Here is a 19,701-nt window from a genome sequence, read left to right on the forward strand (position 1 = left end):
TTTACTTCAATAAACGTTTTATCAACAAAGGCTGCAAGTAGATTGGTAGCTGCAGAGCGCCAACAAGAGGCAAGAACAGCGGTCCAAGATAAGCCCCTGCTATGGTGTAGGTAAGGAGCACATTGCGGTTCCCCGACGTGATAGCGGCAATCATCGCGCCATCGCGATCGGTAAATTTGAATATGAGGTAAGCGGCTACGAAAAAGCTCAGGCACAAAACAAAAGCCAGCATGAAAAGGTGTAACGCGTGCTCTGGATTTGTATCCCACAATTGACGAAAGTCGCCCATTAATCCGAGCGGGAAAAGAAATACCAGCATTATGTTGTACTTAGCCAGCTCAGCATGCACTTTTTTGATCTTGGATAGATCGACGAAGGCATGGATCACGAAGGAGAGTGCAATAGGGCCGACGATATAAACGATCAACTTGACTAAGTAAGCCTGCATGTCCAACTCAAAGTGATCGTTATAGGCCCACCACAGCGTTGCGTAGAGAGCCACTGGCTTCAAGAGCGTGGATGTGATGGTGTAGGTCATGGCTGAAAAGTAATCCAGGCCAATTGAGCGTACGATCGCGGGAGTGGCAAACAGCGAGCCAGTAGCCGCAACCCCTAACATGGCTAAGGCGTGATCCTGATTTAAGCCGAACATCATTATCACAGCGCCGCAGAGGGCGATCATGCCGAAGGTATGTATTACGGCATAGAGCCAGCCTTTTGGGCGAACTAAGGATTTGAGTAGCGCTTTTTGGTCGAGTCCGACCAAGGTGAAGAACATTAAAAAGAATAAGACAAACGGCAATATCTTAAACACATGCATTGAGATGCCAGGAACAAGAAATCCTAGAAAACAGAATGCAATGAGTAACCATGGGGCTTTACTTGATATGTAGTTGAGCATATTACCGTTTTAAGGGAGGGGAGACTACCTCCTTAATCCTTTATTTGGGCTGTACTAACAGAAGAGCGTTTCACAAGTATTGGCATAAACAGCTTGTGTTCTTTCAGTTGCGTTTGTTCTTTATTTGTGAGCTGCAATGACAATTTCACTGCTTCGTCTGCCATCACTTGAATTGGGTAACGAATGGTAGTTAAACGCGGGTAGATATAGCGAGCAATATGGCCATCATCGAAACCTATCACTGACATATCTTCAGGGATACGAACCCCGTTTTCTTGCAGTAGCGTCATGCATCCTGCTGCCATTGAATCGTTATAAGTCGCGACTGCTGTGATCGGTGTATTTCTCGCCATCAAATCGACCATGGCTTGTTCGCCACCGGTTTCATCAGGTTCACCGTATTGGATGTACTCGTCACGGGGTTCAATACCATTATCACGTAGAGCGTCTAGGTATCCCTCACGACGGTCGCGTGCATCATCAATGTCGTGACTAGAACACAGGTAACCAACGTGTTTGTGACCATTACGGATAAGGTGCTCCGTCGCGATATAAGAGCCCTGACGGTTATCAAGAGCAATACAGCGTGGAGCGATATTTTCCACAACTCGGTTGATGATGACCATGCCAGGGATCTCTTCAGCAAGCTTAGTGAGTTCTTCGTCAGACATGCCTTTGCTGTGCACTACTAACGATTCACAGCGACTGTTGATCAGCAAATTGATGGCATTGCGCTCTTTGGTTGCATCATGATAACCACTGCCCACCAGCAACTGCTTTTCTTGCTCACTCGCAATGGTATCTATGGCCTTGATCATAGAGCCAAAAAACGGTGCAGACATGTCATTGACTAACACACCTATAGCGTTAGAAGACTTACTTACGAGTGCACGTGCATTGGCATTTGGGCGGTATCCCAGCTTTTCCATCGCATTTTTTACAGCAACAATCGCTGCTTCGCTGGTGTGAGGGGCATTGTTGAGCACTCGAGAAGTGGTAGCGATCGATACGCCTGCTTCTCTTGCGACATCTTTTATGGTGGCCATAGGGGACTCAGAACTAAAAATTTTGAGCTATTTAACAATGTGTAGCAGCTGAACTCAAATAGTTAAGTAATAATTGTCGTTATACATCATGAATTTGAATGAAAAGCATGCCCATTTGAGCATGCTTGATGATCTATTTTGGCTTTGAACGAACATTCAGTGAATCGCAGAGTGAATTATTGAACAGTAAGTGATTGCTTACTTCATTTCTGAAGTAGATCTTCTTTCATCTCGTTTGACGACTGGTAGCCGTAGTAATACCAAAGCTTTTTGTTGGTGAGACAATAGTTATATAGAACCTCTCTCATCCACTCTCTTCTTGTGTCGCTTAATAGTTGGTTTAGTTGCAATCTTAGCTGCTTCATGGTGCCTCCCATGTGTGGTCTCTTTGCGTTTCAGTCTAAGTTCACAACCCAAGGGCCGGTAATCGTATGTGTTCGTCTTTAAGTACATTTCGATTATTTCTTGCTAAAATTTATACGTTTTTGAATTTATAAGTACAAAGTGTTCGCGTATGAAAGGCAGTTTAGAACGAGTACCACAAAGAATTGGCGTTTCGTGGCGATATCGTAAGATTGAAGAATCGTCAAAGAGTTATGGTTGGCATCGCCATGAAGAGTACGAGATTGCTATCCATCGTAACTTTTCAGGTAGTTGTTTCGTTGGTAATCACATAAGTGAAGTGTCACACAACCACATGGTTTTGTTGGGTTCCGGCCTTCCGCATGCGATCTATTCAGACTCTGTCGCGGATTCGAAGCCGTGTGAAACGCATGTAATCTGGTTCCGTAAAGAGTGGATTGAATCTTTAATTCATCTTTGCCCTGAACTCACACCATTAACAGACCTCCTCAAAGATGCACACCGAGGTGTTCAATTTTCCGAGAAAACCACTGAGCGAGTTGTCGCTCTGCTAGGCAATATTCTCGATTCTTCGCCCATACAACAGCTTTCCGACTTGCTGGCAATCTTCGGATTATTACTGGGAGATGATGGTGCCGTTCGACTGATAAATGCGAGTACTTTGAAGGTGGACACTAATGCTAGCAAGACTCATAAGAACCTAGAAAAAATTGACGAATATCTTCTGTCACACTTCAATCAGAATATCGCGCCAAGTGATCTCGCTGACTATTTGTTCTTGAGTGAAAGCAGCGTGCGTCGGATCTTTGCAAAACACTTCAACGAAAGTTTTAGTCAACGGCTTAAAAAGATTCGATTAAACGTAGCTTGCGATATGTTGATGAATACAGACCTACCGATTGGCATCATCATCGAAAAAGTTGGCTACGATAATCAAGCTAACTTCAATCGACAGTTCAAAGCCTATAAAAGAACCACACCTACCCAATACCGCCTAGCGATGAAGAGTGTTCGTTAGCGAGAATAAAACATAGACACACATAAGATATACAACCTATCTACAAAATTCCGATGGTAAGGAGTGCTGCTAAATCACAACATTGCAAGAGGTTGTTGTGGTTTGTTAAGTTGCTGATTATGATGGGATAGTTTTTATGAAGATTGCCTTTTTAGAGAAAGGATTATGAATTGGTGACTACTAGACTATGAGTGACAGAGAACAGGATAAAATTTATCACAGCCTATTAGGTAAGCTAACACTCGTGTTTTTATGCATCGTACAGTCAAACTCGGCATATTCAACACAGCTGAATTGCGAATTGATTTCTGAATACGAAGATATAAATGTAGATACTAGGCAGAGTACAGTTTCAGAGTTCATTTTTGGAGTGGTGCGCAAAGAACAAGAAATGAAACTAATTACAGAGCTTACTAATGAAATCTATCAAGGTCATACAAGCTTTGATGGATACCTGAGTATTAAAGATTGCGTCGGAAACTCTGATAGTCATTTCATTCAACGTAATCGGAACGTAATACTTACTACTCTCCTTGGTCAGGTAACCAGTTTTTCTGATGTTGCGCCAGCATCTTTAGAAATAGAAAGAAGCTTCGCAGAAACTGTTTTAAAACAAGGCGATAATTATGAACAAGCGGGCGCAATAGGTGCAGTCAAAAGTTTTAAAGATGATCGTGCTGTCGATGCTTTGTTTGAGTTGATTGTTACTACGGAGTGGCGATCATATGTTCGTATAGCATTGTCATCGTTATATTCGATCAGAAGTGATTATGCTCAACAAAAACTTATTAAAGCGAAGGAAGTTAGACCCGAGTTTGAGTCAGTAATTGATGAATACCTAAACTATTGGTGATAGCGGAAAGAGACTACTACCTATTTGATTAATCTATCCACACAACAATAGTAAACAATGATGAAGCATTATACAGTTAGCAAGAAAACCCTAAAAAATATTGTTTCTAATGGATATTAGGTCGAGCCATATTAGTAATAATAGTTTGTTTAATATTGGTTCATCTGACCTAAAAATAAAAACATGAGCCTATTTATATTTGGACTATATAACCACTATATGTCGACTTTTCTCACCGTGAGTTGCTTGTATGGCAAACGAAAGATGATCCCCTTGAGTAACAATTTAACAAAGAGGCTTTGTGAGTGATGAATAGTATTTTCATGAACTACCTTGAATTGTATGGCGAGCCCACTCGTAAAGCTAAATATAAATCTCCAGATGGAAAAGTGATTCAGATTTTTAAGTGGGACGAAGATCAGACCGATGAAGGGGTAGTGATGTATGCTACGATGGGAGCAAGCATTACTCTTGGAGATAAAGAAGAGAGATGCGAGTTCTTTATCGGGTTAACGCCGGATGCGGATGATATAGCCGATGCGTTAGCTGAAGTTGCGTTATATGGGAATGGCACTACCCATGTACCAAATAGTGGAGATACGGTTACGTTATCTTATGACCTCTGGCATGGTACCAAGGCAAGATCTTTTATGTTTACAGATGGGGATGAGATAGTTCCGTCAACAAAGGATGAGCATGGTAGACAGATTTGGTTTATTCAACTGGTGCCCTTATTTGAAGAAGAATTAAGTTATAAAAAAGAGTATGGAGAAGATGCTCTCTGGGGTGAGTTTGAAAATGCTGAAGTGCCTTATTGGAGCTCGTCGAGATCGAGTTTATTTGAGTAAGTTTCAAATTAAGATATAGAACTATCAAACTTCGACATACGTTGCAATTATTAAAGAGTAATTTGATTAGAAACTATGATTAAAAAATTTCATGCTATCGCTTCAACATGGCTCTTTTTATTGGTGTTGTTCACTACATTTGATACCTATGCAAATGGAATTTATGTTGAAGATGTTCTAGTCCCCGTAAGGGAGGAGCTTGGTAAGTCAAGAGGGGACGCAGGTTCTACAACGATTTTTGTATTAAAAAGTAATGATAAGATCCAGTTACGCGTAAAAGATTTTCATCAACAATACGATAAATTTTTTCCTGGAGGGGCGTATTACGACAAGAAAGTGCTCGTTAAATATGCTCCTTTATATAGAGATAGCGATATATATCTAGTTAATAGAATTGAGTATAATGGCGAGCCTATATATGATGGGATTCGAAGCTTAAATATATTTGATTATGCGATATTTATTCTATGTGCCCTGCCTATGATTATAAATAAAATTTGTCTTAGAATGGGTATAGATATCAAAAGGTTATTGAAATCGTCAGGTTAAAAACATCTTTATTTCTTTAATATGATTAAGTGAGCAAGCAAAACCTTGAGGAGCTGCTCAACTATTAAGTCAGCTATTTGATACATTGTTATTACTTGTTTGATTAAGTCAGGTGGGCAAAGGCTCGCAGGAAGTGAAAATGCTATCGAAAAACACCACAGGGTTGATTGTTGTTGATGTGCAAGGAAAGCTTGCGAGCTTGATGCATGAAAGCGACGCTAACATTGAGAATACGACGAAGTTAGTTAAAGGCGCTAAAGCGCTCGACTTGCCCATTGTATGGCTGGAGCAAAATCCAGAGCGTTTAGGTCCAACAGCTGAGCCGATTCGTGAAGTGCTGGCAAAAGATCATCTTGCCATCGCTAAATACACTTTTGATGGATGCAAAGAAGCCACGTTTAAATTGGCGGTGGAGAATACTAAGGTCGACACATGGCTAATCTGTGGGATCGAAGCACATATCTGCGTTTATCAAACGGCTTTATCTCTGCGAAAAATGGGTTACCGAGTGGAGCTTGTAACGGATTGCACAGCTTCAAGAACGGCAGCAAACAAAGCGCTAGCTATGGCTAAACTCACCGCGAATGGTGTTGGATTGACGGGCGTTGAAATGTGTTTATACGAAATGATCGAAGATTGCCGTGCCCCAGAGTTTAAAGCGATCTTAGCGTTGATTAAGTAGTACGTTGATATTCAATAAGCACAACCTTCAAACGAGGAGCGCGTTTGCTCACGAATAAGAGACACGATATTCTTGTTAGTTAACCAGTAGTTACTTATAAATCAATCGTTATGTCATTGCTCAATTATCGTGTTAATCAGGTCCACTTTGGTCATCCGCAAGAATCTTTACAGCTTGAGTCTATTTCTTTAGGAGAGCTCGAAGAGGGTAAGGTTAGAGTTGAAATTGAAGCGACGAACATTAACCCTAGCGATTTACTCTCGATTCATGGTGTAGGGCAATATAGCAAGAACCATATCCCTCCGAGAGTTCCTGGTTTTGAAGCGGTTGGACAAGTCATCCAATCTCGTAGCCCTGAGTTTTCTCTCGGGGAGCGTGTGGTGGTCGCAACGAGTGGTACTTGGCAACATTATATTGAGACCTCTCCAGACAACCTCTTTCGTGTCCCTCAATCTTTAGATTGTGGTTATGCAAGTCAGTTATATATTAACGCGCTCACCTCGTGGGTGTTAACGAGTGAGATTGCAAAGCTCACTATTGGAGATTGTCTCATCATCAACGCCGGAAGCTCCGCAATCGGCAAAATCTTCGCTCAATTGTCTCGTTCTTTAGGTTTCTCGCTCATTGTGGTGACAACGCGCCCTAGCGACTATCCATTTGGCTCTCCATATATCATTGATGCAAAACAGGACTTAGCGTCCCAGATCCACAAGTTAGGTGCACCAGTACCCAACGTTGCATTTGATGCGATTGGCGGGAAAGTTGGAGAGGCGTTGCTCCGAACGTTGGAAAAGGGAGGGACGTTTGTCAATTATGGAACTCTTTCTTTAGAAATCTATCCCCCTTCATTTTTTAGAAATGCCAAGAGGTTGGACGTTGAGTTCAGTACATTTTTTCTTCGCTACTGGGAAAAGCATGTAGGGAATACCGTGCGACGTGAAGCGTTTGAAAAGATGTTAGAGCACTTTTTACGCCATGGGGTGAGGCTAGATGTCGAATGCTGCATGCCGTTGAAAGACGTGCACAAAGCAATTGATCTTATTGAATCCGATCAACCTCTATCAGGGAAAGTCATTCTCACGGTGTAATAGTAACCACTTTGGAGATGGTGATTGGTAATCTTAAAGGCTCCTGTCACATGTTGTATTGTGTTAGTATGCTGACTCTTCCTATATTGCAGAGGTTTCTATGACTCTCAACCCTCTATTGAAACAGCCCCGTATCCACTGACTCGTTAAGTTTTTGACTATAAAAATTTAAATGCAAACGAGTTAGAGGTAAGTATGCAAAAGAAACATTGGTCAAAATTCCAATATTTACATCAAGTGGTTTCCAACCCCAATATCTTTGTGAAAGGCGAGCACAGTTATTACAGTGATTGCTGGGATAACGGATTCGAAGAGTCTGTTGTTCGATATTTGCATGGGGATGAGGTGAGTCGTCAATGGGAGCCTCGATGGGAAATTGATCAGTTGTACATCGGCGACTATGTGTGCATCGGTGCTGAAGTGGTTATCTTAATGGGCGGCAACCATACCCACCGAGCGGATTGGTTTTGTTTATATCCCTTTATGGAACACATTGAAGAAGCCTATATCGGTAAAGGTGATACCCACATCGGAGATGGCTCTTGGCTTGGTATGAGATCGATGATCATGCCTGGTGTATCTATCGGCGAGGGTGCGATTGTGGCTGCAAACAGTGTGGTCACTAAAGATGCCCCTCCATACAGCGTTGTGGCTGGCTCACCGGCAAAAGTGATTAAGTATCGTTTTGAGCCGGAGGTCATCTCAGAGCTTATAGAACTGAAGGTGTATGATTGGCCAACAGAAAAATTTGAAGCTCTGAAGCGGCACTTGTGTTCATCGGATCTAAGCGAACTAAAAGCTGCGATTTCGGACTACGATTCAAATCAAGACTAACAGCAAAGAAAAGCGCCAAGGTTATGCCTTGGCGCTTTTTTAACATCATGGTAGAGCTAATCTACAACTGTGTTCTTAGCTTCGTTGCGTCTCTGCCTTACTGATGCCAGATACAATTAAAACTCGTAGCTAACGCCCGCACCAATCACTGGGTCAAAGTTGCCAGATTGTGCTGACATGCTCATTTTTGCTGAAACTGCGTCTGAGTAACGGTAGCTTGCACCAACTGCAATAGCTGACTCACTGTTGTAGTAACCAACACCTGCACCAACTGCCACATTACCAACGCCCTGAGCGTTCGGGATGTTGCTCATTGCTGCAACGCCAGCGATAGCGCCCGAAAGCTCTTTGCTTTGACGCTCTAGATCTTTACGAAGGTCTTTGATTTCTGCAGCGTTTTGGTTAATTGAAGCAGTGTTTTGAGCGATGTGCGTTGAGTTAACTGCAGAAGTTGTAGCGTTTTGTCCAATTACTTTACCTTGAGCACTCAACGCATCTGCATTCTTTGATGATTTGATACGGTTTTGGTCGATAGTGTAAGCACGCTCCATTTCTTTTTTAGCCCCTTCGCTTACTACGTTTGAGCTAGCTTGACCTTTACCACCTAAGGCTTCCTTAGCGAAGACTTCACGCGCTTTTTGTTGAGCTTGAATGCGGTCGAGATCATGAGACGCTTGGCCCTTTCCATTTAGGCGGTCAACGCCAGCTTGGTGGATTGCTTCTGCTGTTGCTTTTGCCTGTGTTGCGTTATCAATATGAACATTTTGCCCCTTGCTTGCTGCTTGTGCGCCAAATGCTGTGAAAAGAGCTACTGCGATGATTGTTTTTTTCATTACTTTCTACCTACGAGATTAAGAACAGCTTCCTGCTAACCTTTCCGTTTGGCGGGCAGTATAGGAACGAAGATCACATAAACAAGCGGTTTTTGGCGATTTTAGTACTGTATGAATAAACATTGTTCACATTTTACAGCACGATAATTTCGTCGTTACCTGAGGTTACATGTGTAATTCACTGTAAGCGGTATTTAACATTGTAAGGGTGTAAGTTTGCGTAGTTTTAAGCGCAAATAAAGGCTGAAAATGAACTATTCATAGGACTCTTTTCTGTGCAAATACAAAAATCCCCAAGCTGAAACTTGGGGATTTAACTACATTGGCGTGTGTTTATGTTATCAATCGATTACTGAGCTGGTTTAAACGTCACTTTGTAAGCGTATTGATTGTCCGTTAACTGGAATTCCTTGTGCACACTTGGGCTCCAAGAGTCATCACCGCCAACGCCCATGTGTTTATGGTCTAGGCGTACGTAAATCTTCTCTTCTGCGACCAAATCATTGGTGTGTTTCGCTGCTGCTAAGTGCTGCTGAGCGTACTGACTTACACTGAACTGGAAGTCACCTGAGATTTCTAACTCATTCACCTTCAACCATTGCGTACCACAACGCAGACCGCTATCGGTTGGGAAAATGTACGGAGTGTGCATTTGCTCAAGCGTTTGTGTGTGCTGACCGAAGCGCGCCGCTGCCAAACGGTCAGGGTAGTTTTCAAATGGCCCTAAACCTTGCCATGTGATCGGAGCGTTTTGCTCATTTAATGGCAGTTCGAACTCCAAACCGATGCGTGGCATTGGTGGTAAATCATCAGCCAGTTTCACATCGACAGCCAATGTCATCTCACCGTTATTGCTCAATGTGTGCGTCCAAGTCGTGATTGCCTGAACTTCCCCATTAAAGTGGTAAGCGAACGTCGAAGTCACTTTCACCGCATGCGCCAGAGCTTCACTGTGGCAAGCGACAAATTGGCGTTCCCACTGGCCGATACCCGCCATGTCCCAACGGCACATCCAAGCGTTTGGATCGACGTTGTCGATTTCGCTTACACCGATGTCGTTATCCAGTGGTGCGCGGAAGAAGTTATCTTGCGGTGCCGCAAGCATTTGTGCTTCGCCATCAACACGCCAATCAGTCATCAAGCCCGTTTGGCTATCCCAAATCCACTGGTACTTTTCGTCTTGGCTAGATATTAAGATCGCATCGCCTTGCTGCGTTAGCATTGGCGCTGGTTGCGTTTCCAATGTTGGCAGAACAAGGCCAGCGGTATTGCGTAGCAGCATTTGCTCAGAAGCGACGACGTGCTCCGCGTCTGCCCAAAGCGTTGCAGCAATCAGAGTAATATCGGTATTTAAATGGTATTGCGCTTCCGCTTTTGGCGTGAAGTTAAAGGCAATCTCAATGCTTGCTTGGCTGTCGGCTTCTACGTTAAGCGCCAATGACCCCGTTTGGATGACTTTGCCATCTTCCAACAGAGACCAGTTCAATTGCTCATTATCGGTCGCGCGGAACAAGTTCTCGTTAGTCACTAACAGTGTACAAGCGTCTTTGGTTTGTTCTTGCAGTGATACGGTGATCATACGTTGGCAGTATTTTGCTTCTTCCAACGTTGGATGAACTGTGCGATCTGGGAAGATCAAACCGTTGATGCAGAACTGACGGTCATTGATTTCATCACCAAAGTCGCCGCCGTAAGCCCAGAAGTGTTGGCCGTTTTCATCCCATTGGCTCAAGCCTTGATCCACCCAATCCCAAATAAAGCCACCTTGTAGGCGAGGGTAATCGCGGAACGCATCCCAGTAGTCATTAAAGCTACCCAAACTGTTCCCCATCGCGTGTGCGTATTCACACAAGATCAAAGGACGAGTTTCGTTTGGTAACGACACCCATTTCTTGATTGCCCATTTAGGCACGGCTTCGTCTTCAATGACCGTGTTCACACGCGCGTACATTGGCGCAATGATGTCGGTTGCTGTGGTGTTTGAACCGCCGCCTTCGTATTGCACTGGGCGAGACGGGTCATAGTTTTTAGACCAAGCGTACATGGCATTGTGGTTGCTGCCGTGACCGGATTCGTTACCTAAAGACCAGATGATGATCGAAGGGTGGTTCTTATCGCGCATCACCATTTGGGTGTAGCGGCTCATGTAAGCGTGCGCCCATTGTGGATCGCTCGATAGGCGGTTCATTGGCTGCATGCCATGAGTTTCGATGTTCGCTTCATCGCACACGTACAAGCCGTATTGGTCACACAGTTCGTACCAACGAGGGTGGTTCGGGTAGTGCGCCGTACGTACTGCATTGAAGTTGTATTGCTTCATCAAGCAGATGTCGCGGATCATGTCTTCTTCCGTCATCACATGACCAAGCTCTGGGTGATGTTCATGGCGGTTCACGCCGCGGATCAACAAAGGCCTACCGTTTAGCTTCAATTGGCCATCGGTGATTTCGACTTTACGGAAGCCCACAGGGTACGCTTCGCTTTCTAGGTGTGTGCCATTTTCATCCAACAGTGAAACGACTAAGCGGTATAGGTTCGGTGTGTCCGCCGTCCATTTCTTTGGCTCGCGTACGTGCAATGTTTGGAATACTACGTCATCCCATGTGCCACGCTCGTCAATGCGACGGTTGTGCGGACGGTCGATGCGAGGCTCTGTCACGGCTTGTTCGCCATCAAACAGCTGCACTTGAACTTGGTAGGTGTCCGGCGCAGATATTGAAGTCACAACCGACAGTGAACCATCGCGGTAACATGCGTCTAGATCCGGAGTGATGAACACATCTTCAATGCAGTTTTGTGGTTTAGATAGCAGAGTCACGTCGCGGAAGATACCACTTAGCCACCACATATCTTGGTCTTCTAGGTAGCTGCCATCACTCCAACGAATCACCATGACGGCTAGGCTGTTATCACCTGCCACAAGGTACGGCGTTAGGTCGAATTCAGAAGGCAGGCGGCTGTCTTGACTGTAGCCAACCCAAGTGCCGTTACACCAAAGGTGGAAAGCCGAGTTCACGCCATCAAAGATAATGCGTTGGGTATTGATCAAGTCCGCCTCAGAAAGTGACACGGTAGTGCGGTAGCAACCTGTTGGGTTATCACTTGGTACAAACGGCGGGTTTACTTCGAATGGGTATTTCACGTTGGCGTAGATAGGCTTGTCGTAACCTTGCATTTGCCAGTTTGAAGGGACAGTAATCTTATCCCAGTCTTTGTCATTGAATTGTGACTCGATGAACTCGCCGTCAACTTGTTCTGGCGCATCAAACAGTTTGAATTTCCATTGTCCGTTCAGCGACTGACGCTGGGCATTAACATTGTCACGAGCATCTTCTTCATCACGAAAGCTTGCAAGTGGGCTGTGCGCTTTAAGGTTATTGATATTGACCGATTGTGGGTTTTCCCAATCACGTCTTTGAATAATATCTGAGAATGCTGTCATGATGTTCCTACTTAAATTTCTTTGTTACTAATCTGGTTTCGCAATCATTTCGCAGTGAAATACAGGTGAATAGCGTTGCGAATGAGTCGGAGAGCAACGAATCGTTATTTCGCTAGCTGCTCTACGAGATAATCTTTGGCTTGGGTATAGCCTTGTTGTGATGCTTGGTTGGCTAGCGCAGCGGCTTGCTGTACATCGTTGTTTTCGAGTGCTTTATCGATTTGAGATTGAAACACTTCCCACTCATCTGCCGCTTCTGGAGAGGCGGATTGTGTCATTTGAGAATTCTGTTTCTGCTTAGTTTGTGTGCCTAGTTCTGTCAGTAGTGTGAGAACGGCACTGTTGCTTGACGCGCTGGTGGTCACCTCGACGACACCAAATGCTTGGTAATCCGCGACTAGAGGAAGCTGTTTACTGCCGATGATGTTCTGAGACTCTGCATACACTTGTTCAGGGTGTTGTCGTGCGAGTTTTTGTCCAAGCAATGATGAGTCGGAAGCGAGAACTATATATTGAGCCCCGTTTAGCTGTGGGTTGATCGTGATGACTTTCTCGATGCGTTCTAAACCGCGCATGCCGGTTGGGTGATACTCGAAATCCTGTGCCGAGTAACGGGCTACAAGCTGCCAGTTTTCGTCATAAACTAAGACGCTCGCAGCAAACAACGCTTGGTTATCGACATAAGAGCGTACAAGCAGTGCAAATGGGGCATCTGACGTTATTTCATAGCCGACAACGGGCAGCGCTTGGTGTGAAGCTGAGCTTGATGAAAGTAGTACCGTGTCACTCAAGATAGGCAGCTCAGCATCCACAACAACTTGCTGGTGGAATGGTGTAGACAGCGTTGTGAGTGGCAGTGCTTCTAGGGTTGAGCAGCACGTTTGTTTATCCAAATCTGTATTAAAAGCCTGCTCAGGCAATCCACTGCATGCGCTCAGAGACAATGCCATAAAAAGAGTGGCTAGCGGTTTTAGTTTCATCTGCTTGTGTCCTATGAGGGGTGAACGCTTTGCTCACCCCGTTGGGTCTAAAAATAGTAACCGGGAAGGATTACCACCACGTTTCGACGTTAAAGCCGAAGGTGATCTCATCTATGTTTTGCGTAGTTATGCTTTGTGCTTGTCCGTAGACATCGCCCCCGCGTCCCCACTCATCGGTTTTCTCTGAGTAAGTCGCGAATAAACGAAGTGATGGACGAGCCCAAACACCTTTGCCCGCTTGGAACATTTGCGACACTGTCACTTTGTACATGTCGTTGGTGCCTGCACCGTTCTGAGCTTCTACGGACTCATAACCCACCTCTAGCGCGGTTGCCATGTAATCTGTCCAGCTGTACTGAGGGCGAGCACCAACACTGAACCATTTTTCACCTTCGTCGTTGTCGAGGTTTTTATCTTGGTAGGCGATGGAGTACATCACTTGGAAGTCTTCACTCACGTTTAGATCACCTGAGTTGAAAATACGCCAGCTGTAACCATCATGTTCGACGCCCGTGCTGTACTTACGGTTTGAGCCGCCTTCTGCACTCATCAAACCGCCCGCCAACGCATCGGTACCGTATTGGAAAGCGAATGTGTTTGAGCCGTAATCCCAAGCTTGGCGGTAGAGTGTCGATAACATGGCGCCAGAAGTGGTGATGTCACTCTCGTCGTAGCTAGAGTTTTGGGTGAAGACGTAGTTCAGACCAACGGTCAGATCAGCGCTGTCACTGAGCGTGATGTCGCTAAGACGCGCATCAAGGTTGTGCAGGCTGCGACCGTCTTTACTTGAGTTTGGTGCCATCCAAGCGATGTGGCCTTTAGCAAAACCAAAGTCCCAATCTTCTAGACCAATACCTGTGCTAGAGGTATCCCAGTATTTAATATCGATCATGTGGACTTCGTGACGACGGTAGAAGCGTTCACCTGCCCATACTTTAGCGTCGGCTTGCCCATCAATCAGGCCGTGACCTGCAGACCACATCTGGATCAAGCTCACGTCGCCCCAACTCTCGCCACTGCCTAGGTAAAGCGTGGTATCAAAGTACGCATCACCTTGTTGCCAAACGTCGGCTTTGAGGCCTGCTTCCCACCAGTTCAGCTCGTTACCTAAACGGTAGTTACCGTAGCCTTCGCTGGCTCGAATCACATCATTGCGCTCGCCTTTGCCTGAGTTGTGTTCGTCGTTATCGGTGTAAATGTTGCCCCACTTGGCGTAACCGAAGTAATTGATGTTCTCCACTGCGGCCATACCAGCAAGCGGTGCAAGGGCAAGGGTGAGCCCTAGCGCTCTTACAAGCGTCTTTTGTTTCATGAAGTGTCTCCATTGTATTTTTATATATGGATTATTTTTTTATTGAGTCCTAACTCGCTGCGCAGTGTAAATAAACCCTGGAAACGTTTTCATGATGGAGTTGGCATTTTTTGTCGATTACTGAAATTTTGGATGTTTAATGTGATTTTTATCCCGTTTTATCTTGGTTTTTGATGTTTTTTAGGGATTTGTTGTGGTGTTTTTGTGAAATCGTTTTCTTTTGGTTGTGGAGGTTTCTTTTGAAAATGATGAAGTGACAGAGGGGTAAGGTATTGAAATGTATGGTTTTTTTGTGAAGAAGGTAGCCCAATTGAAATCAATTGGGCATGTGAGACAAAGAAGTCAAGTGTAGCCATGTGAACCAAGGCTAGACGCCTTAATCTGAGTACACCGTCAATTTGGGGTATTAAGTTAGGACCCAATAGAGACACTTCATCGCGTTCTCGAAGGCTTCAGAATACGAGGGCTACTCGATGACTGCAAGAGTAGCGCGTGTTAAATGGGTGTTTAGTCGCCTAAATGATAGGGTGTTGTTTTTAAGTTATTGATAATAATTGATTTTAAATGATAGCTAAATAGTCGTTTAAATCGAAAATATTGCTATCTTTGTGGAAAAAAGCGGGTGATTTTTCCAATGAATAGCCACGTAATATAAGAGGGGGATTTTTCTATGCTACTCGCTTATGAGTTGAATCATATTTAATGGAAACGTTTTCATCATTAGGGGTTCGTCACAGATTCTTTCTAAGATTTCATTATGATGCGACGTAATTTCCAGTTTCAAGGTAAGACAAGATGACGGATAAAACACTGGTTGAGCTAACAGGTAAGCAAACGCAGCTGATCGTAGAGCTTGGCGATTATGCCGAGATCCTGCATTGGGGTAAAAAGGTAAGCGGTGATTACAAAGAGTATCGCAGGGCTTTGCATCGCCCAGTGCCATATGGGCGTTTAGACAATGATGTATCGATGACTTTGAGCCCAGAGCTTGGTCGTGGTCTATTTAGCAGCCCCGGTGTTGAAGGGCATCGCAATGGCCAAGACTGGGCGCCAGTGTTTGTAGTTTGCCATGTTGAAGAAAGCAAAAATGGCGTGGTGATTGAAAGTGAAGATGCTAACGCGGGTCTTCGTCTTCGAACTGAGCTGATTTTAGACGCCAATGACGTGGTAAAAACGCGTCATACGCTAACGAATACCAAAGAGGGCGTATATCAGGTCAATCGCCTTGCTAACACTTTACCTTTGCCTGCAAGAGCGAATGAGCTAATGACTTACTACGGTCGTTGGGTTCATGAATTTCAAACGGTGCGTCAACCATTACATCAAGGTGGGTATCAACAAGAAAACCGTCGTGGTCGCACTTCTCATGAGCATTATCCTGCGCTTGTTGCTGGTACGGCTCACTTTGATGAAATGAGTGGTGATGTCTGGGGCTTCCATTTTGCTTGGAGCGGTAACCACAGACTGCGTGTTGATGTTAAGGCTGATGGTCGCAGATACATGCAAGCAGAGGTGATCTACCTGCCAGGTGAAGTGGCCTTGCAAGAAGGTGAGAGCTTGACCACACCTTGGTTGTATGCCAGTTATAGCCATACCGGCTTGAACGGCATGAGCCATCAATTTCATGCTCATGTTCGCGATACGATTTTGCCAGCAGACTTCGCTGATAAGCCGCGTCCAATCCACCTTAATACTTGGGAAGGCATCTACTTCGACCACGATCCAGAATACATCATGTCGATGGCGACTCAGTCGGCTGAGATGGGCGTCGAGCGCTTTATTATTGATGATGGTTGGTTCAAAGGGCGCAATGGCGACAAGGCTGGGCTAGGGGATTGGTTCCTATGTGAAAGCAAATACCCAAATGGTTTACACCCGATTGTGGAACACGTAAACAATTTGGGAATGGAATTTGGCTTGTGGTTCGAACCAGAGATGATCAACAAAGATTCAGATCTGTATCGCGCTCATCCCGATTGGCTGCTGGCTGTCGATGGCTACGAGCAACCAACGGGTCGCAACCAATACGTCATCAACCTACAAAATGATGATGCGTTTAACTTCCTGCTTGAGCGACTGGACCATTTCCTTTCGACCTACAATATCGCTTACATCAAATGGGACATGAACCGCGAAGTCGTTCAGCCAGCACACTTAGGTCAGGCTGCAGCGCATAATCAAACCCAGCGCTACTACCAGTTAGTCGACAAAGTTCGCGAAAAGCACCCGAAAGTAGAGATTGAGTCTTGTGCGGCGGGCGGTGGTCGAATCGATTTTGAGGTGCTGAAACGTACTCATCGATTCTGGGCGTCAGATAATAATGACGCGCTTGAACGTCAATCTATTCAACGTGGTATGAGCTACTTCTTCCCACCCGAAGTGATGGGCAGTCATATTGGTGCGAGCCATTGCCACAGTACTCGTCGTCACCATAACATCGAGTTCCGTGGGCTTACCGCACTGTTCGGTCATATGGGTATTGAACTTGACCCTGTGAAAGAAGAGCAAGTGGAGAAAGAGGGATTTGAGCGCTACATCAAGCTACACAAAATGTTGCGTTCATTACTGCACAGCGGCAGCACTTGGCGTATCCCAACTGACGATAAAGCGCACCAAATTCATGCGGTTGTCTCTAACGATCAGTCGGAAGCTGTCGTGATGATTGCACAGCTTGCGATGCCAACCAATTCATTGAGTGGCCATTTGCGTGTACCTGGGTTGGATCCACAAGCGATATACCGAGTCACGGTATTGGATAAACCATCTAATTATGACGATATCGTGAACTATCAGCCACCCTGGACTCAATCGGGCTGCGAATTATCAGGTGACTGGTGCGCTGAGGTTGGTCTCACGATGCCAATTTTGGATGCCGAGAGTGCTATGTTAATCAAACTTCAGCGTATCGACATAGCATAGAACCACAGCTTTTCATCTCAACGAAAATAGGTCCCTAAACAAGGGAATAAAATGCCGCACAAGTTTGAAATTTGTGTGGCTTTTTGCGTTTCATTGTAATATCTTATTGATAATTGTTATTATTATCAATTAATTTAAGTTGTTAATTTAAAAGGAGAAAATTATTTTTATTTCGTAGTGGTGTGTAACCTTTCGTGCTCAATGTCTCATTTCTACAACTTTATTGGAAACGTTTCCATAAGGCGGTTTTTGATCACAGTAAGGTGGTTGGTGTGTGAGTAGCATTACCCTCGAAATATAAATAAAAGACGTCGACGCTCTCCATTCTAGTTAGGGGAATGAAAAGCAGTACGACACTAAGGAACTAAAATGTCTGATAAAATTACGCTACAAACCAAGCTGTCCTACGGCCTCGGAGCACTCGGTAAAGATTTCGCCTGTGCACCCATCTATATCTTCTTAATGTTTTACTTTACGGATGTTGCAGGCCTCTCTGCTGCCTTCGTAGGTACCATCTTTTTAGCTGCGCGTATCATTGATGCGGTGACCGATCCAATGATGGGCGTCATCGTTGACAACACTCGCTCAAAATTCGGTAAATTCCGCCCTTGGATTGTGATTGGTACAATGCTGAACGCGATTGTGTTGGTCGGCCTTTTCAGCACACACATGTTTGAAGGCACGACTTTGTACATCTACGCCGCAGCGGCGTACATCCTTTGGGGTCTTACTTACACCATTATGGACATCCCTTACTGGTCAATGATTCCGGCACTGTCTAGTGAGCGTCAAGAGCGTGAAAAGCTCGTTGTGTGGCCACGTCTGTTTGCAAGCCTTGCATGGTTCATTACCGGTACTTACGGCCTGCACATTGTGGGTGAACTTGGTAACGGTAACCAAGGTGACGGCTTCTTCAATGTTGCTATGTTGATTGCGGTTCTGTTCGTAATGAGCGCATTCTTGATTGCTCGTAACGTGAAAGAAAAAGCGGCACCAGCAAACGCAAAACCAGCAGAGAAATTCAGCTTTAAAGATGTGCTTACTATCATCGGTAAGAACGATCAGCTTAAAGCACTGATTGGTACTGTTCTGTCGTTTCAAATTGCTAACTTACTTGTTGGTGGCTTCGCAATTTACTACTTCTCTTATGCACTTGGCAACGCAGAACTATTCCCAGTTTACATGGCGGTTGCGGGCGCAGCAGAGGTAGCGGGTGTGTTCTTGTTCCCACGTATTGCGGCATTCCTACCGCGTAAGCTTCTATGGCCTATCGCTTGTGGCTTCCCAGTTCTATCTTGTGTACTTCTGCTAGTGATGGGCTTCATCGCTCCAGCTAACGCGCCAATGATTGGTATGGCAGGCGCTGCAATCAAGTTCGGTGTGGGTATTGCGAACGCACTGCAAACAGTAATGCTTGCAGACGTAGTGGACTACGGTGAGCACAAAACTGGCCGCCGCAGCGAGAGCGTTATCTTCTCTGTACAAACTATGCTTGTGAAATTCGCTGGTGCAGCGGGCGGCTTCATCGTGGGTGTCGGCTTATCGGTAGTGGGCTACGTACCAAACGTAGAGCAATCAGCAAGCACAATCATGGGGCTAGAGTTCATGATGATCGGCCTACCAGCTATCATGATGACCATCAGTGGCCTTATCTACCAACGCTACTACCGCCTACACGAAGGCTTCAATAAAGATGAGGCAGACCAAGTAGAGCAGGGCGAACGAGTGACTGCAGAAGCTTAGTCTATTTAACTTACTAAGCCTAAAGAGGTCACAACCGGCCTTGTTACTGAAACCAGCCTATAGCAATGTAGGCTGGTTTTTTATTCGGACAGCAACAGGGCATTCTATTTTGTATATACTTGGTGCACTTGCTCATTGATGTTTACAATACCAGTTCTTTTATACAGGGGCTCAGCCCGTACCTAAGCTATGAAAGGTAGTCTCTCTACTACCGTCTTAAACAATAACCGTACATCTAAGCGAATACCCTTATTAGAAGTATTGATTCTGTAATTTTATTTCACAATTAT

At 44.9% G+C, this 19,701-nt stretch carries 16 protein-coding genes; 9 read left to right on the forward strand and 7 right to left on the reverse strand.

Annotation, left to right across the window (positions count from 1 at the left end; genetic code table 11):
• Position 1: 1 nt before the first annotated feature.
• The 3 genes from KI743_RS10700 to KI743_RS10710 all read right to left on the reverse strand — a co-directional run bounded on the left by KI743_RS10700 (position 2) and on the right by KI743_RS10710 (position 2,312).
• Complete coding sequence (locus KI743_RS10700) at positions 2 to 820, reverse strand: hypothetical protein (RefSeq protein WP_285466349.1); 819 nt, start codon at positions 818 to 820, stop codon at positions 2 to 4.
• A gap of 113 nt (positions 821 to 933) precedes the next feature.
• Entirely contained in the window at positions 934 to 1,947 is a 1,014-nt protein-coding gene (locus tag KI743_RS10705) for a substrate-binding domain-containing protein (RefSeq protein ID WP_285466350.1), read from the reverse strand.
• Positions 1,948 to 2,150: 203 nt separating this feature from the next.
• Positions 2,151 to 2,312, reverse strand: coding sequence for a hypothetical protein (locus KI743_RS10710; RefSeq protein ID WP_285466351.1), 162 nt, complete (start codon positions 2,310 to 2,312; stop codon positions 2,151 to 2,153).
• A gap of 149 nt (positions 2,313 to 2,461) precedes the next feature.
• On the opposite strand from KI743_RS10710, the gene KI743_RS10715 reads away from it, so the two are divergent.
• The 7 genes from KI743_RS10715 to KI743_RS10745 all read left to right on the forward strand — a co-directional run bounded on the left by KI743_RS10715 (position 2,462) and on the right by KI743_RS10745 (position 8,182).
• Positions 2,462 to 3,328: an AraC family transcriptional regulator gene (locus KI743_RS10715; protein WP_285466353.1), complete on the forward strand. Its 867-nt coding sequence runs from the start codon at positions 2,462 to 2,464 to the stop codon at positions 3,326 to 3,328.
• Positions 3,329 to 3,515: 187 nt separating this feature from the next.
• Positions 3,516 to 4,181 (forward strand): hypothetical protein, encoded by a 666-nt coding sequence (locus tag KI743_RS10720; RefSeq protein WP_285466354.1) that lies wholly within the window; start codon positions 3,516 to 3,518, stop codon positions 4,179 to 4,181.
• A gap of 308 nt (positions 4,182 to 4,489) precedes the next feature.
• Positions 4,490 to 5,029, forward strand: a complete 540-nt coding sequence (locus KI743_RS10725; protein WP_285466422.1) for a suppressor of fused domain protein — start codon at positions 4,490 to 4,492, stop codon at positions 5,027 to 5,029.
• A gap of 75 nt (positions 5,030 to 5,104) precedes the next feature.
• On the forward strand, positions 5,105 to 5,578 hold the full coding sequence (locus tag KI743_RS10730) for a hypothetical protein (protein ID WP_285466355.1): 474 nt from the start codon (positions 5,105 to 5,107) through the stop codon (positions 5,576 to 5,578).
• A 139-nt stretch (positions 5,579 to 5,717) separates the two neighbouring features.
• On the forward strand, positions 5,718 to 6,260 hold the full coding sequence (locus KI743_RS10735) for a hydrolase (RefSeq protein WP_285466356.1): 543 nt from the start codon (positions 5,718 to 5,720) through the stop codon (positions 6,258 to 6,260).
• Positions 6,261 to 6,370: 110 nt separating this feature from the next.
• Positions 6,371 to 7,348: a zinc-dependent alcohol dehydrogenase family protein gene (locus KI743_RS10740; RefSeq protein WP_285466357.1), complete on the forward strand. Its 978-nt coding sequence runs from the start codon at positions 6,371 to 6,373 to the stop codon at positions 7,346 to 7,348.
• A gap of 195 nt (positions 7,349 to 7,543) precedes the next feature.
• Positions 7,544 to 8,182, forward strand: coding sequence for a CatB-related O-acetyltransferase (locus KI743_RS10745; protein ID WP_285466358.1), 639 nt, complete (start codon positions 7,544 to 7,546; stop codon positions 8,180 to 8,182).
• Between the two features lie 116 nt (positions 8,183 to 8,298).
• On the opposite strand, the gene KI743_RS10750 is transcribed toward KI743_RS10745, so the two are convergent.
• The 4 genes from KI743_RS10750 to KI743_RS10765 all read right to left on the reverse strand — a co-directional run bounded on the left by KI743_RS10750 (position 8,299) and on the right by KI743_RS10765 (position 14,749).
• Positions 8,299 to 9,015: a YadA C-terminal domain-containing protein gene (locus KI743_RS10750; RefSeq protein WP_285466359.1), complete on the reverse strand. Its 717-nt coding sequence runs from the start codon at positions 9,013 to 9,015 to the stop codon at positions 8,299 to 8,301.
• 349 nt (positions 9,016 to 9,364) lie between these two features.
• A complete protein-coding gene (locus KI743_RS10755) occupies positions 9,365 to 12,457 on the reverse strand; it encodes a beta-galactosidase (protein ID WP_285466361.1) in 3,093 nt (1,030 codons plus the stop codon).
• A 104-nt stretch (positions 12,458 to 12,561) separates the two neighbouring features.
• Positions 12,562 to 13,437, reverse strand: coding sequence for a MalM family protein (locus KI743_RS10760; RefSeq protein WP_285466363.1), 876 nt, complete (start codon positions 13,435 to 13,437; stop codon positions 12,562 to 12,564).
• Positions 13,438 to 13,507: 70 nt separating this feature from the next.
• On the reverse strand, positions 13,508 to 14,749 hold the full coding sequence (locus tag KI743_RS10765) for a carbohydrate porin (protein WP_285466366.1): 1,242 nt from the start codon (positions 14,747 to 14,749) through the stop codon (positions 13,508 to 13,510).
• Between the two features lie 795 nt (positions 14,750 to 15,544).
• Here KI743_RS10765 and KI743_RS10770 point away from each other — a divergent pair.
• Both KI743_RS10770 and melB read left to right on the forward strand, forming a co-directional pair.
• Positions 15,545 to 17,668 carry an alpha-galactosidase gene (locus KI743_RS10770; RefSeq protein WP_285466367.1) on the forward strand — a complete coding sequence of 708 codons (2,124 nt, stop codon included), beginning with the start codon at positions 15,545 to 15,547 and terminating at the stop codon, positions 17,666 to 17,668.
• A 369-nt stretch (positions 17,669 to 18,037) separates the two neighbouring features.
• Entirely contained in the window at positions 18,038 to 19,411 is a 1,374-nt protein-coding gene (gene melB, locus KI743_RS10775) for a melibiose:sodium transporter MelB (RefSeq protein ID WP_285466368.1), read from the forward strand.
• The last annotated feature ends 290 nt before the right edge of the window (positions 19,412 to 19,701 follow it).

It is taken from the genome of Vibrio sp. D420a (genome assembly GCF_030248625.1).
In the GTDB taxonomy this organism is placed as follows: Bacteria; Pseudomonadota; Gammaproteobacteria; order Enterobacterales; family Vibrionaceae; genus Vibrio; species Vibrio fortis_A.